The sequence below is a fragment of the Allobosea sp. 2KB_26 genome, assembly GCF_052115715.1.
Classification (GTDB): domain Bacteria; phylum Pseudomonadota; class Alphaproteobacteria; order Rhizobiales; family Beijerinckiaceae; genus Allobosea.
On record NZ_JBFRHE010000005.1, the window covers coordinates 337564 to 351120 of the forward strand.

The window sequence follows — 13557 nt, forward strand, 5'->3', positions numbered from 1 at the left end:
CGGGTCCGGACAGGTTCGCGGCAATTTCGGACGCGGTCGTGGCCATGACACGGTCGGGAGGGAGTTGCTGATGTCTGAATCCGACCCGAACGGCTCCGATCCGAAGTTGCGGGAAAGGCTGGACTCGCTCAAGGCTGCCCTCGGGCGTGCCGAAGCCGCCGAAAAGGCGGATTCGGAGAAAGCGGGTCCCGACAAAGCGCTTGCGGGCGCAATGTCATCAGGTTTTCGCGCGGCCACGGATATGGCTGGCGGCGTTATCGCTGGTGCCCTGATCGGGTATTTCGGCGACCGGTGGTTGGGAACGTCGCCGTTCCTGCTGATCGCCTTCCTGGTGATCGGAACCATTGCCGGCCTGCGCTCCGCCTATCGGCTCGGAACGCGCCCTTCCTCACCGAAGGGCGGCGAACCGGAACGTTGAATGTGTTTGCAGTGCCCCGAACCGGGGCAATTTAGGGGTGACTTATGGCGGCTGGCGGCGGAATCGATCCGATCCACCAATTCGAGATCAAGCCGATCCTGGGCCTGCGGCCGTTCGGCCTCGATCTGTCCTTCACCAACGCATCGCTGTTCATGGTGGTCGCCGTCGCGGTGATCTCCGCCATCATGATCTATGGCTCGCGCCAGCGGGCGACGGTTCCCGGGCGCCTGCAGTCGCTCGCCGAGATGCTCTACGAGTTCGTTGCGTCCACCATCACAGGCGTGATGGGCCGGGATGGGATGCGCTTTTTCCCCTTCGTCTTCTCGCTCTTCATGTTCGTGCTGACTGCGAACATGCTCGGCCTGATCCCTGGCTCGTTCACCGTCACCAGCCAGATCATCGTGACGGCGGCCTTCGCGTTCCTCGTGATCACCGTCGTGCTGGTCTACGGAATCATGAAGCATGGCAGCCATTTCTTCGGCCTGTTCGTGCCGGAAGGCGTGCCGGGCTGGCTGCTGCCGTTCATGGTCCTGATCGAAGCCGTCTCCTTCATGTCCCGGCCGATCTCGCTCAGCCTGCGCCTGTTCGGCAACATGCTGGCCGGCCACATCGCGCTGAAGGTCTTCGGCGGCTTCGTCGTCGCCCTGACCGGCGCCGGCATCTACGCCACCCTGGCGCCGCTGCCGCTGTTCCTGGCCGTCGCGCTGACCGCGCTTGAGTTCCTCGTCGCTTTTCTGCAGGCCTATGTCTTCACGATATTGACCTGCGTCTATCTCAACGACGCTCTCCATCCCGGACACTGACCGGGCGAGCTCGCGAGACTTCACCCTTCCACCACTCTCAACTGTTTTACATCGGAGAAAGACTATGGATCCCGTCGCAGCTAAGTATATCGGCGCTGGTCTCGCCAGCCTCGGCATGGGCCTCGCCGCTATCGGCGTCGGCACCATCTTCGGCAACTTCCTGTCCGGCGCCCTGCGCAACCCGTCGGCCGCCGACGGCCAGTTCCCGCGCGCCTTCATCGGCGCGGCGCTCGCGGAAGGTCTCGGCATCTTCGCGTTCGTCGTCGCGCTCGTTCTGCTCTTCGTCGTCTGACGAGCATTCACTGCGGCTCCGCAGGCGTTATCATGCGCCGCGGAGCCGTCATTCGTTGACGCAACCTTCAGAGGCGTTCCATGCAGGTTCGCGCTTCCCGCGCACAGCGCATCGGGGTCGTATCAGCCGCCGCCAGCGTTATGGCGGTTTCGGCCGACACGGCGTTCGCGAAGGGCGCTTTCCCACCCTTCGACCCGACCTTCTTCGCCAGTCAGATCTTCTGGCTCGCGATCAGCTTCGGGGTGCTCTACTGGCTCATGTCGCGGATCGCCCTGCCGCGTGTCGGCGAGGTTCTTGCCGAACGCAGCACGACGATCGCTCGCGATCTCGACCAGGCAACCGAGATCCACGCCAAGGTCGAGGCCGTCGCCAAGGACCATGAGCAGGCGCTCGCCGAAAGCCGCCGCAACGCCCAGGCCATCGCTCAGGACGCTCGCACCGCCAGCGCTCGCGAAACCGATGCCAAGCGTCACGCGACCGAAGCGGAACTCGGCGCCAAGCTCGCAGCCGCCGAGAAGACGATCGCGGATCGCAAGACCGCCGCGATGAAGCATGTCGAGACGATCGCTGCCGGCGCAGCCGCCGAGATCGTTGGCAAGCTGACGGGTCAGAGCCCGACCGACGCCGAGACCGCTGCCGCGGTCAAGTCCGTCCTGAGCGCCTGAGGAGACCGAACCATGGATACCGTCTGGGTTGCGGTTGCCCTCGTCATCTTCCTCGGCATTCTGGGGTATTTTGGCGTCCACAAGTCGCTTCTGAGCGCGCTCGATTCGCGTGGTGAGAAGATTGCCCGCGAGCTTTCCGAAGCTCGCCGGCTGCGTCAGGAAGCCGCCAAGCTGCTCGCCGAATACGAGGCGAAGCGCAAGGCTGCCGAAGGCGAAGCCGAGGCAATCATCGCCGCAGCCAAGGACGAGGCGATCCGCCTTGCCACCGAGGCTGAGGAGAAGCTCGCCGATTTCGTCACCCGCCGGACCAAGTCCGCCGAAGACAAGATCGCGCAGGCCGAGATGGAGGCTGCCGCGGAAGTCCGCGCTGCCGCCGCCGAGGCCGCTACGCTGGCCGCCGAAGGCATCCTGCGCAGCCAGATGGGTGGCAAGGCCGGCGAAAGCCTGTTCGCCACCGGCCTGAAGGAAATCAAGTCCAAGCTGAACTGAGCGATTAGTTCCGTCAGGGAATACGACGCCGCGAACCTCCGGGTTTGCGGCGTCGTCGTTTTCACACCCTGCTTCAAGCCGAACCCTGCCGAAATGGAGGCCCCACCCTGATCGCTCGACTGGCACTGGTCATGATCGCTGCGCTCGCCTGCACCATGCCGGCCCGCGCGATGGAGCAGGTCACGTTCCCGTCACGCGACGGCACCGTGCTGATCGGCTGGATCGCCAAGCCCGCTGGACCAGGCCCCTTCCCCGCCGTGGTCGCCCTGCACGGCTGCAGCGGCCTCTGGCGGGCCTCCGGAGGGCTCAGCGCACGCGAGAGCGACTGGAGCGCCAGGCTGGTCGCGGCAGGCTTCATCGTGCTCCTGCCCGACAGCTTTCGCCCGCGCGGGATCGTCGCCCTCTGCAATGATCGCGAACGAGCGCTGCGGCCGGCAAATCGCGCCAGCGATGCCCTCGGCGCCGCCGACTGGCTCGCTCATCAGCCCTTCGCCAAACCCCCGGGGATACATCTGATCGGCTGGTCGAATGGCGGCTCGACCGCGCTCCATGTCGCCGCCGATCGCGCGGCCGCGGGCCCCGGAGGATTTCGGGCGATCATCGCCTTCTATCCTGGCTGCAGGGTCCTGCTGAAGCGCGGCTGGCGCGCTCGGGTGCCGACGACGATCCTTCAGGGACTGGCGGATGACTGGACACCAGCGCCCCCCTGCGAGGCGCTGGCGGGGCAAGGCGGAGCGCGTTTCGTGGGCTTCGCCGGCGCCTACCACGATTTCGACCATCCGGACCTGCCGCGCCGGGAGCGCCGCGCGGCCTATTCGCAGCGGCCCGACGGCAAGGTGACGATCGGTACAGATGGCGCGGCGCGCGCCCGGGCCATCAGCGAGGTGATGGCGATCCTGCGGGCGCCCTGACGCCTCAGTTGACGGCGGTGACCGCCTTCACCGTTGCGCCCCTGGCCGGTGTCGCAACCGGGCTCGGAACAACCGACGCCGGACGTGCCTCGAGCTTGACTGGCTGCACCTTCGGCTTGGGTTTGCGCGCCTGGATCGTCGATGTGACGATGCCCTGCGGCGTGTCCAGCCCATAGATGTCCTCGCGGAACTGGACCAGCCCATCGGCACCCTGCCAGCCGGTCAGATAGACCCAGGCCACGGGCACCGCCTTCTTCAGCCGGATGTCCTTGCGCTCGCCCTTGGCGATCTCGGCCACGATCGCCGGCTCAGTCCACTCGGTACCTTCGAGCAGCCAGGCCGCGAGGTCGCGCACCCCTTCGATGCGCGCACAGCCGGAAGAGTTGAAGCGGACATCCGAACGAAACAGCGTCTTCTTCGGCGTGTCGTGCATGTAGACCGCCTCGGTATTCGGCATGTCGATCTTGAGCTGGCCAAGCGCGTTGAGCGGGCCAAAATCCTGCCGGACGGTGAAATAGGGCGAAGTCAGGCTTGCCCAGTTCACGGTCGCCGGATCGATCTCCCGATTTTCCGCTCCGAGAAGGCGCATGTTCGACTTCATGATGAAGTCGGGCTCCTTGCGCATCTTGGGGATGATGTCGGCCTTCACGATCGAGGTCGGCACGGTCCAGTAGGGGTTGAGGTTCACCGAGGTGATATTGGCCTGGAGCACCGGCGAGGGCCGATCGGGGCGACCGACGACCGCGAGATGCTTGCGCTGGACCACGCCGTTCTCGACCGCCTCGACGCTGGCGCCGGGGATGTTCACGACGACATAGCGCTCGGCAAAGACGAAGCCGTTGCTTTTCAGCCGCTCGAGGGTCGCGGTCAGCTGGTTCAGCCGGACTTCGACCGGAACGTTCAGCGCCTTGAGCGTCAGGCGGCCGACCGTTCCGAGATCGGACAGGCCGTGACGGACCTGGAAGCGCTTCACGGCTGCAATCGTCGCAGCGTCATAGATATCGCCCGGCAAGGCCGTCGGCGGCAGATCTCCGCTCAGCATCAGGCGCTGCTTCAACGCGACGACATCCGGCCCCTGCGAATCCGGCTTCAGGGCGGAGACACTGCCGGCGAGCCTGGGCCAGCCGCCGCGCGACGCGATCTCCTCATGGGTGATCAGCGCCTCAAGCGTGCGGTCATAGGTGTTGGGGCCGTAGCTCGGCTCCTGCGCACGCGCGATGCCGACCGTCAGGACGAGCGCGGCAACGGCAACGGCGGAGCTCCAGACAAAAGAGCGATACATCGACTGTTCCCAAGGTGCGAAAACACGCACCAAGGAAATCATCCTCGCACATGGTCAAGGAATGCTTAAGACCACGCAGGAAGATGACGATAGGGCAGCACTCAATAGCTGCCCTATCGCGGGATCCGCTTACTCCGCCGCAGCTGCGATCGGCTCCGGCTTCACCCATTTCAGGATCGGCTGGCGGGCAGCGCGCGTCTCGTCGAGACGGCGGATCGGGGCGTGGTGCGGCGCCGCGGTGAAGCGGGCCTTGTCATTGCCCTTCGCGGCCATGGCCAGATCGCGCAGCGTCGCAATGAAGAGGTCGAGAGAGGCCTTCGATTCGGACTCGGTCGGCTCGATCAGCATCGCGCCATGGACGACCAGCGGGAAATACACCGTCATCGGGTGATACCCCTCGTCGATCATCGCCTTGGCAAAATCGAGCGTGGTGACGCCGGTGCCCTTCAGCCATTCATCGTCGAACAGAGCCTCGTGCATCGAGGGGTGGTCGGGGAAAGGCAGCGACATCAGGTCGGACAGGCCGGCGCGGATGTAGTTGGCGCTCAGCACCGCATCCTCGGAGGCCTGCTTCATGCCGTCGGCACCATGGCTCAGCATATAGGCGAGCGCGCGCACATACATGCCCATCTGGCCGTGGAAGGCGGTCATGCGGCCGAAGGGATCATTGCCCGCCGGCGCGTCACTGGCGTGCTCCACGAGCCGCGCCGCACCACCCTCGACATGGATGAACGGCACGGGCGCATAGGGAGCCAGCCTGCTCGACAGCACGACCGGACCGGCGCCCGGGCCGCCGCCGCCATGCGGCGTCGAGAAGGTCTTGTGCAGGTTGATATGCATGGCATCGACGCCGAGGTCGCCCGGCTTCGCCTTGCCGACGATGGCGTTGAAGTTCGCGCCGTCACAATAGAAATATGCGCCAGCCGCATGCAGCGCAGCCGCGATTTCGACGATCTGCGGCTCGAAGATGCCACAGGTATTGGGGTTGGTCAGCATGATCGCGGCAATGTCCGGCCCGAGCAGGGCCTTGACGTCCTCGACCGCCACCGTGCCATCCGGACGGGCCGGGACGGACCTGACCTCGAAGCCGATCAGAGCCGCGGTCGCCGGATTGGTGCCATGCGCCGATTCCGGCACGAGCACGACCTTGCGTGTCTCGCCCTCGCCCTTGGCGGCAATGGCGGCCTTGATCGCCATCATGCCGCAGGCCTCGCCATGGGCGCCGGCCTTGGGCGAGAGCGCCACGGCCGGCATGCCGGTCAGCGTCATCAGGTACCGCGCGAGCTCCAGCATCAGCTCAAGCGCGCCCGGCACGGTCGAGACCGGCTGGAGCGGATGAACGTCCGAGAAGCCCGGCAGCCGCGCCATCTTCTCGTTGAGGCGGGCATTGTGCTTCATCGTGCAGGAACCGAGCGGAAAGAGCCCGGTGTCGATGCCGTAGTTCTTCTGGCTCAGACGCACGTAGTGACGCATCGTCTCCGGCTCGGACAGACCCGGCAGGCCGATGCCGTCCTTGCGCGCATGCGTGCCGAGGCGGTTCTTGAACGGCGCCGGCTTCGCGATATCGACACCGGTCGTCTCATGATGGCCGATCTCGAAGATCAGCGGTTCGATCTGCTGCAGCGCGCGATTGCCGGTGAAGGTCTCGCGGCCGTGATCCACGGAGGAAGCAGCCTGGGTGGGACGTCCCTGACGGTTCAGCATCACAGCACCTCCGCGAGCGCCGCCACGAAGGCCGCCCGATCCTCATCCGTGTTGATCTCGGTATTGGCGACGATCAGCAGATCATCGAGCCCGGCACCAGGCAGCAGGCGCGAGACCGGCACGCCGCCAAGCACGCCCTTCTCGGCCAGCGCCTCGACGACCTCGGCCGCCGGCTTCGACAGCTTCAGCGTGAACTCGTTGAAGAAGCTGTCGTGGAGCAGCTTCACACCCTTCACTCCGGCCAGCATGTCGGCAAGCTTCACGGCATTGGCGTGATTGAGCTCGGCCAGACGCGAGAGCCCGGCCTCGCCGAGCAGCGTCATATGAATGGTGAAGGCCAGCACGCAGAGGCCGGAATTGGTGCAGATGTTCGACGTCGCCTTGTCGCGCCGGATATGCTGCTCGCGGGTGGAGAGCGTCAGAACGAAGCCGCGATGTCCGTCGGCATCGACGGTCTCGCCGCAGAGCCTGCCCGGCATCTGGCGCAGATATTTCGATTTGGCGGCGAAGAGGCCGACATAGGGGCCGCCGAAGTTCAGTGCATTGCCGATCGACTGGCCTTCCCCGACGACGATATCGGCGTCCATCGCCCCCGGAGACGTGACCGCGCCGAGCGACACGACCTCGGTGAAGACGGCGATCAGAAGCGCACCATGGGCATGGGCCTTGTCGGCGATCGGCTTCAGGTCGCGGAGATTGCCGAAGACGTCCGGAGACTGGACGACGACGCAGGATGTCTGGTCGTCGATCTGCGCGAGGATGTCCTCGTTCGCGGCGACATCGGGCGCCAGCGCCACGACCTCGTCGCTCGCCATGCCGGACAGGGTCTTCACCACATCGGTGTAATGGGGGTGCAGACCGCCCGACAGCACCGCCTTGCGACGCCTGGTGACGCGGTGAGCCATCAATACGGCCTCGCCCGTCGCCGTCGAGCCGTCATACATCGAGGCGTTGGCGACCTCCATGCCGGTCAGCGCGGCGATCTGGGTCTGGAATTCGAAGAGGTATTGCAGCGTGCCCTGCGCGATCTCAGGCTGATAGGGCGTATAGCTGGTCAGGAATTCCGAGCGCTGGATCAGGTGATCGACGGTCGCCGGAACATGGTGCTTGTAGGCGCCGGCCCCCACGAAGAACGGAGCCGCGGAGGCTGCGACATTCCTGGCGGCCATCCGGCCCATGATGCGCTCGACCTCGAGTTCACCCTTGGCGCGCGGCAGGTCGAGCGGTGCCTTCAGCAGCTTGCCGACGGGCACATCGCTGAACAGGGCGTCGATATCGGGAACGCCGATGCGCGCGAGCATATCCTCGCGGTCGGTGTCGGTGAGGGGCAAATAGCGCATCGGGGTTTCCTTGATCATTCCAGGACCGGGCGCAGCGCGCGCCCGGCACCGGACATTCAGGTCAGGGGCAATGAAACGCTGCTCACAGCGTCTTCACGTAGTCCTGATATTCGGCCTCGCTGAGCAGGCCCTCGAGCTCGGCAGGGTTGGTCAGCTTCAGCTTGACGAACCAGCCCTTGCCGGCCGGATCCTCGTTGACCGCGCCTGGCGCAGCCTCGAGCTCGCTGTTGACCGCGACGACCTCGCCCGAGACCGGGGCATAGACCTCCGACGCGGCCTTGACGCTCTCGACCACAGCAGCCTCGCCACCCTTGGCGACCGCCTTGCCGACCGAAGGCAGCTCGACGAAGACGACATCGCCGAGCTGGCCCTGGGCGTAGTCGGTGATGCCGATGGTGCCGGTGTCACCCTCGATGCGGATATATTCGTGGTCCTTGGTGTAACGGGTCTCGGCCATGATGGTCCTCCAGATCAGGATAGGGTCGGGAATCAGCGCTTGTAGCGGTTGGGCACGAAGGGCATCGGCGCGACGGTCGCCGCCAACGGCTTGCCGCGCACGATCAGGTCAAGGCGCGTGCCGGGAGCCGAGTGGGCCTTTGCGACATAGCCCATCGCGCAGGGCGCATTCAGCGTCGGGCCGAAGCCGCCGGATGTGACCTTGCCGACGATCTCGCCTTCCGGCGTCGCAATGTCGGCGCCTTCGCGGGCAGGAGCGCGGCCCTCGGGCAGGAGCCCGATGCGGACGCGCGAAACGCCTTCCGCGAATTCGCGCTGGATGCGGGCTGCTCCCGGGAAGCCGCCTTCCTCGCGCCGGCGCTTCTGGATCGACCAGTTCAGCCCGGCCTCGACCGGCGAGGTCGTGGTGTCGATGTCGTGCCCATAGAGGCAGAGCCCAGCCTCGAGCCGCAGCGAATCTCGGGCGCCGAGTCCGATCGGCTTGACGCGCGGATCGAGCAGGAGCGCGTCCCAGATCTCGCCGATCCTGTTTGCTGCAGCGGAAATCTCGTAGCCGTCCTCACCGGTATAGCCGGAGCGGCTGAGATTGGCCTTGACGCCCGACACCTTCATGCTGCGCGCACTCATGAAGCCCATCTCGGCGGCCTCGGGCGCCAGCGCGGCGAGTGCCTCGGCCGCAGCAGGCCCCTGCAGCGCGATCAACCCGCGATGTTCGGCGCGGACGAGCTTCACATTGGCCGGCAGGCGCGCCTCGATATGGGCATAGTCGGCAGTCTTGCAGGCCGCATTGACGATGAGGAGGAGGGCACCATCCTCGTCGGGCTCGCTGGAGCGCGTCACCATCAGATCGTCGAGAATGCCGCCATTCTCATCGAGGAGCTGCGAATAACGCTGCTTGCCGGGAGCGAGATTGACGATGTCGGCGGGAATCAAGGCCTCGAGCGCGCGCGCCGTGGTCTCGTGATCGGGCCCGAGCAGAAAGGCCTGCCCCATATGCGAGACGTCGAAGAGCCCGGCCTTCTCGCGCGTCCAGTTGTGCTCGGTGAGAATACCCATCGGGTACTGCACCGGCATGTCGTAGCCGGCGAAAGGCACCATGCGGGCGCCGAGCGTGACATGACGGGAATGAAGCGGGGTCTTGAGCAGCGCCTCGGCGCCTGCGGCATCAGCTTCAACGGCTTCGGCAGCCATGGCGGCCCCTTCCAGAATCGAGCGCAAGCCCCGGACGGAATGTCCGGAGCGCGCCCCCTCTGTCTTGGAACCTGAGAGATTTCCCCGAACCGGCAGTATCAGCCGGACAGGTTACACCCGTCGGTGGGCGGAGTTGCATCCGCCGCTTTCCAGAGCGCCAATTCCCACGCGGTCCGTTTGCCTGAGCGTTTCCGGGGCGGTTGCGCCTTCGGCGCCGGGCCTGGACAAGTCCGGACCCGGTCTCTCCCGCGGGGATGATGCGGCGTCAGCACAGATACAAGACGCCGCCTTCGAGTCAATCGGCGCCTTGCCTCAGTTCACGGCAAACGCCGACACCATTCGCGGCAGCAGGACTACCGGCGCCGCGCGCGAGCCGGCGCCGCAGCGCCAGCGGGATTGAGACCGACGATGATCTCGACATCGCCCTTGCCCGGCGGGACGACGATCCCATCCTCGACATGGGTGAAGTCGGTTCCGCCCTGGCCGGACGGGATCGTACCGCCGACACGCGCCGCGCGGCGGGCAACGACGGTCGTCCCGCGCAGGACCTGCATGCCCATCGACGCATAATAGCTCCCGGGGCCACCGGCCGGACCAGCCAGCACACGGCCTTCCACACCCACCTTCAGCCTGAAACCGCCACCGCTCGTCGGCGTGCACTCGCGCGCCACATTCAGGATCGAAATCTGGTGCCGCAGGCTGCCGCTATCGGGCCCGGACTGGGCGCGAATGGCAGCGCCACCGTCGGCGATGGTCACGGACGGGCAGACGAAGTCTTCCTCCTGATCGACCAGCGGCTTCTCCACGGGCGGAGGCGGCTTGGTCGACTGGAACATCACGATATTGCTCAGGGTCTGCATGCCGCTCTGCTCGCCCGAGGGCGAACGCGAACCGCAGCCGGCAAGGCCGAGGCAGAGCACCGAAGCAACCAGCATACTCAGACGGCGAGGCATCACATCATTCACGGCAAGGTCTCCACGCCAGGCCCGAATCCGGAAAGCGAGACGGGGATACCCACGCCCTCCTCCGGTGTTTGAAATACGATAAAGGTGGCGCTCTTTCCGGCTTTCAGCTGGCCGAGCAGCGTATCGTCCATCACCACCTCGGCAACGCAGCCCGTGGTCAGGCAGCGAACGAAGCCGGCACGGCCGATGTCCTTGTCGTCGATCTTGAGGCCGAGCCCCGATGGCAGCAGCACTCCGAGGGGCGCGACGACCCGCAGAAGCCGGCTCTTCTGGTCGGCCGTCTTCAGCACGATGACCAGCAGCGTCAAATTCGGCCGATCCTCGGCCGCGACATTCTGCACGAGCGCGCATTGCTCGGCCTTGGCGCCAGGCGGCACCTCGCAGCGCAACTGCCAATCGCCATGCGTCGACTTCACGGCGCCTTGGGCGAAAGCCACGCCGCTCGAACCCAGACATACGCCCACGGCCGCCAGCGCGGCCGCGAAGACAGGTCCGATGAACTTGCCCATCCCCGTCATTCCCTTCAAACCGGCACGAATAGCCGGACATCGCCCCCTGAAGCCGGATCGCCCTTGCAGGAATCGTTCGTCCGATTCCAACAAAACCGCCATCCGTCTCTAATCATATTCGAGAGGGCGATCCATGTTTTGAGGGACGCCAAAAGGGCTTCCACACAAAACAATCACGCTCCGAATGTGCCTGCGTTGGGACCATGCAGGCCCCGCCCTGTCAAGGACAGAGCCACAACGGAAGCACTTCTTGAGGGCGAGACCTCGCGTGATTATGCCGCACGGGCTGCGTGGAAGGCCTGCATTGCCCCTCTGGCGCAAGCGTGATCTTTGATTTATCGCAATGCCGAAGAACGAGGCGGGCCGATCAGCCGGCCTCGTTGCGCGTGGGCCGCATAGACAAGGACAGCGGGCCGCGACGGGATCACAGGAGCTATGTCGGACCGATGCGATTTCTGAGCAGGACCATTGCAACAGTGGCCGCAGCGGCCCTCGCCGCGGGCGCGACGACGCTTCTTCCTGAAAGTGCGCTCGCCGGCACCGGCATGCCTTCGCCCTGGCAGATGAACCTGCAGGGCGCCGCCACCGAAGTCTCGGAATACATTCACTGGTTCCATGACTGGCTGAACGTGATCATCTTCACGATCTCGATTTTCGTGCTCGCGCTCCTGATCTACGTCGCTTGGCGCTTCAACGAGACGAAGAACCCCGTCCCCTCCAAGACAACGCATAACGCGCTGCTGGAGGTGGCCTGGACGGTCATCCCGGTCCTGATTCTCGTCGTCATCGCCATTCCTTCCTTCCGCCTGCTCAAGCTGCAGCTCGAGATTCCGCAGTCGGACCTGACCGTTAAGGTCACTGGCAAGCAGTGGTACTGGTCCTACGAGTATCCGCAGGACGGCGGCGCCTTCGGCTTCGATTCGCTGATGCTCGATGAAAAGCAGCGCGCCGAAGCGATCGCCAGCAACAAGATCGCCGCAGCCGAGGCTCCGCGCCTGCTTGCGGTAGACAACGAGGCGGTCGTGCCTGTCGGCAAGGTCGTGCGCGTCCAGGTGACCGCGGCCGACGTCATCCACAAGTTCACAGTGCCGTCCTTCGGCATCAAGATCGACGCCATTCCCGGTCGCCTCAACGAGACCTGGTTCCGCGCCGATCGCGAAGGCATCTATTATGGCCAGTGCTCGTTCATCTGCGGGCAGAACCACGCCTATATGCCGATCGCGTTCCGTGTCGTGAGCGCCGAGCGCTATGCGGCCTGGCTTGCCGAATCGAAGAAGAAATTCGCCAGCGCCGGCGACGCCGCCGGCAAGGTCGCCGCCGCGGCCGAGTGAACGAACCAGATCTGACTGAACTCACGCGAACAGATTTCGCACGAGGAGACGAATCCATGGCAACTGCGGCTCCGGGCGCCCACGCCCACGCACACGGACATGATGACGCCCACGCCCACCCCACCGGGTGGCGGCGCTGGCTGCTCTCGACCAATCACAAGGACATCGGGACGCTCTACCTGATCTTCTCGATCATGGCTGGTCTGGTCGGCGGCTTCCTCTCGATCATGATGCGCATCGAGCTGCAGCAGCCCGGCCTGCAGATCTTCGCCAATGGCCAGAGCTACAACGTCTTCGTCACCGGCCACGGTCTGATCATGATCTTCTTCATGGTCATGCCCGCCGTGATCGGCGGCTTCGGCAACTGGTTCGTGCCGCTGATGATCGGCGCGCCGGACATGGCCTTCCCCCGCATGAACAACATCTCGTTCTGGCTGACAGTCGCCGGCTTCGTGCTGCTGGTCATCTCGATGTTCGTCGAAGGCGCGCCTGGCGCCCATGGCGTCGGAACGGGCTGGACGATCTATCCGCCCTTCTCGTCGGCAGGCCACCCCGGCCCCTCGGTCGATTTCGGCATTCTCGCGCTTCACCTCGCGGGCGCCGCCTCGATCCTCGGCGCGATCAACTTCATCACCACGATCCTGAACATGCGCGCGCCTGGCATGACCATGCACAAGATGCCGCTGTTCGCCTGGGGCGTTCTGGTCACCGCCTTCCTGCTGCTGCTGTCGCTGCCCGTGCTCGCCGGCGCCATCACCATGCTGCTGACGGACCGCAATTTCGGCACCACCTTCTATGATCCGGCTGGTGGCGGCGATCCGGTGCTCTACCAGCACCTGTTCTGGTTCTTCGGTCACCCCGAAGTGTACATCATGATCCTGCCGGCTTTCGGCATCGTCAGCCACATCATCTCGACCTTCTCGAAGAAGCCGATCTTCGGCTATCTCGGCATGGCTTATGCGATGGTGGCGATCGGCGTCGTCGGCTTCATCGTGTGGGCGCACCACATGTACACCGCCGGTCTCTCGCTCAACACGCAGCGCTACTTCGTCTTCGCCACGATGGTGATCGCGGTGCCGACCGGCATCAAGATCTTCTCCTGGATCGCGACGATGTGGGGCGGCAGCCTGCGCTTCACCGCGCCGATGCTCTGGGCGATCGGCTTCATCTTCCTGTTCACCGTCGGCGGCGTGACCGGCGT

Annotated in this window: 15 protein-coding genes and 2 riboswitches; of the genes, 8 read left to right on the forward strand and 7 right to left on the reverse strand. The window is 65.3% G+C overall.

The annotated features are described in order from the left end of the window. Positions 1–70: 70 nt before the first annotated feature. From AB4099_RS17410 to AB4099_RS17435, 6 genes are all read left to right on the forward strand, one after another. A complete protein-coding gene (locus AB4099_RS17410; protein ID WP_113512844.1) occupies positions 71–418 on the forward strand; it encodes an AtpZ/AtpI family protein in 348 nt (115 codons plus the stop codon). Positions 419–462: 44 nt separating this feature from the next. Next, positions 463–1221, forward strand: a complete 759-nt coding sequence (locus AB4099_RS17415) for a F0F1 ATP synthase subunit A (RefSeq protein WP_113512846.1) — start codon at positions 463–465, stop codon at positions 1219–1221. Between the two features lie 64 nt (positions 1222–1285). Beyond that, positions 1286–1513: a F0F1 ATP synthase subunit C gene (locus AB4099_RS17420; RefSeq protein ID WP_043231023.1), complete on the forward strand. Its 228-nt coding sequence runs from the start codon at positions 1286–1288 to the stop codon at positions 1511–1513. Positions 1514–1593: 80 nt separating this feature from the next. Further along, positions 1594–2178, forward strand: coding sequence for a F0F1 ATP synthase subunit B family protein (locus AB4099_RS17425; protein WP_113512848.1), 585 nt, complete (start codon positions 1594–1596; stop codon positions 2176–2178). Between the two features lie 12 nt (positions 2179–2190). Then, entirely contained in the window at positions 2191–2667 is a 477-nt protein-coding gene (locus tag AB4099_RS17430; protein ID WP_113512850.1) for a F0F1 ATP synthase subunit B family protein, read from the forward strand. A 131-nt stretch (positions 2668–2798) separates the two neighbouring features. Continuing rightward, the gene (locus AB4099_RS17435; RefSeq protein WP_441478947.1) at positions 2799–3578 is read left to right on the forward strand and encodes a dienelactone hydrolase family protein; all 780 of its coding nucleotides are present in this window, start codon (positions 2799–2801) and stop codon (positions 3576–3578) included. Between the two features lie 4 nt (positions 3579–3582). Here AB4099_RS17435 and AB4099_RS17440 read toward each other — a convergent pair whose 3' ends face one another. The 7 genes from AB4099_RS17440 to AB4099_RS17470 all read right to left on the reverse strand — a co-directional run bounded on the left by AB4099_RS17440 (position 3583) and on the right by AB4099_RS17470 (position 11025). After that, positions 3583–4860 (reverse strand): L,D-transpeptidase family protein, encoded by a 1278-nt coding sequence (locus tag AB4099_RS17440; protein ID WP_162768019.1) that lies wholly within the window; start codon positions 4858–4860, stop codon positions 3583–3585. A gap of 129 nt (positions 4861–4989) precedes the next feature. Next, positions 4990–6564 (reverse strand): aminomethyl-transferring glycine dehydrogenase subunit GcvPB, encoded by a 1575-nt coding sequence (gene gcvPB / locus AB4099_RS17445; protein WP_113512855.1) that lies wholly within the window; start codon positions 6562–6564, stop codon positions 4990–4992. Beyond that, positions 6564–7904, reverse strand: a complete 1341-nt coding sequence (gcvPA, locus tag AB4099_RS17450) for an aminomethyl-transferring glycine dehydrogenase subunit GcvPA (protein ID WP_441478948.1) — start codon at positions 7902–7904, stop codon at positions 6564–6566. The genes gcvPB and gcvPA overlap by 1 nt, the downstream gene beginning before the upstream one ends. An 82-nt stretch (positions 7905–7986) precedes the next feature. Then, a complete protein-coding gene (gcvH, locus tag AB4099_RS17455; RefSeq protein WP_113512857.1) occupies positions 7987–8361 on the reverse strand; it encodes a glycine cleavage system protein GcvH in 375 nt (124 codons plus the stop codon). 32 nt (positions 8362–8393) lie between these two features. Continuing rightward, positions 8394–9551, reverse strand: a complete 1158-nt coding sequence (gcvT, locus tag AB4099_RS17460; RefSeq protein WP_441478949.1) for a glycine cleavage system aminomethyltransferase GcvT — start codon at positions 9549–9551, stop codon at positions 8394–8396. A 57-nt stretch (positions 9552–9608) separates the two neighbouring features. Then, positions 9609–9706, reverse strand: a riboswitch (glycine riboswitch). Between the two features lie 4 nt (positions 9707–9710). After that, positions 9711–9810, reverse strand: a riboswitch (glycine riboswitch). A gap of 94 nt (positions 9811–9904) precedes the next feature. Next, positions 9905–10516 carry a hypothetical protein gene (locus tag AB4099_RS17465; RefSeq protein ID WP_441478950.1) on the reverse strand — a complete coding sequence of 204 codons (612 nt, stop codon included), beginning with the start codon at positions 10514–10516 and terminating at the stop codon, positions 9905–9907. Beyond that, positions 10513–11025 carry an invasion associated locus B family protein gene (locus tag AB4099_RS17470; protein ID WP_043231038.1) on the reverse strand — a complete coding sequence of 171 codons (513 nt, stop codon included), beginning with the start codon at positions 11023–11025 and terminating at the stop codon, positions 10513–10515. The genes AB4099_RS17465 and AB4099_RS17470 overlap by 4 nt, the downstream gene beginning before the upstream one ends. 446 nt (positions 11026–11471) lie before the next feature. On the opposite strand from AB4099_RS17470, the gene coxB reads away from it, so the two are divergent. Beyond that, entirely contained in the window at positions 11472–12356 is an 885-nt protein-coding gene (gene coxB / locus AB4099_RS17475; RefSeq protein ID WP_441478951.1) for a cytochrome c oxidase subunit II, read from the forward strand. A gap of 56 nt (positions 12357–12412) precedes the next feature. Continuing rightward, the coding region (locus AB4099_RS17480; protein WP_441478952.1) for a cbb3-type cytochrome c oxidase subunit I at positions 12413–13557 on the forward strand (1145 nt) is incomplete at its 3' end.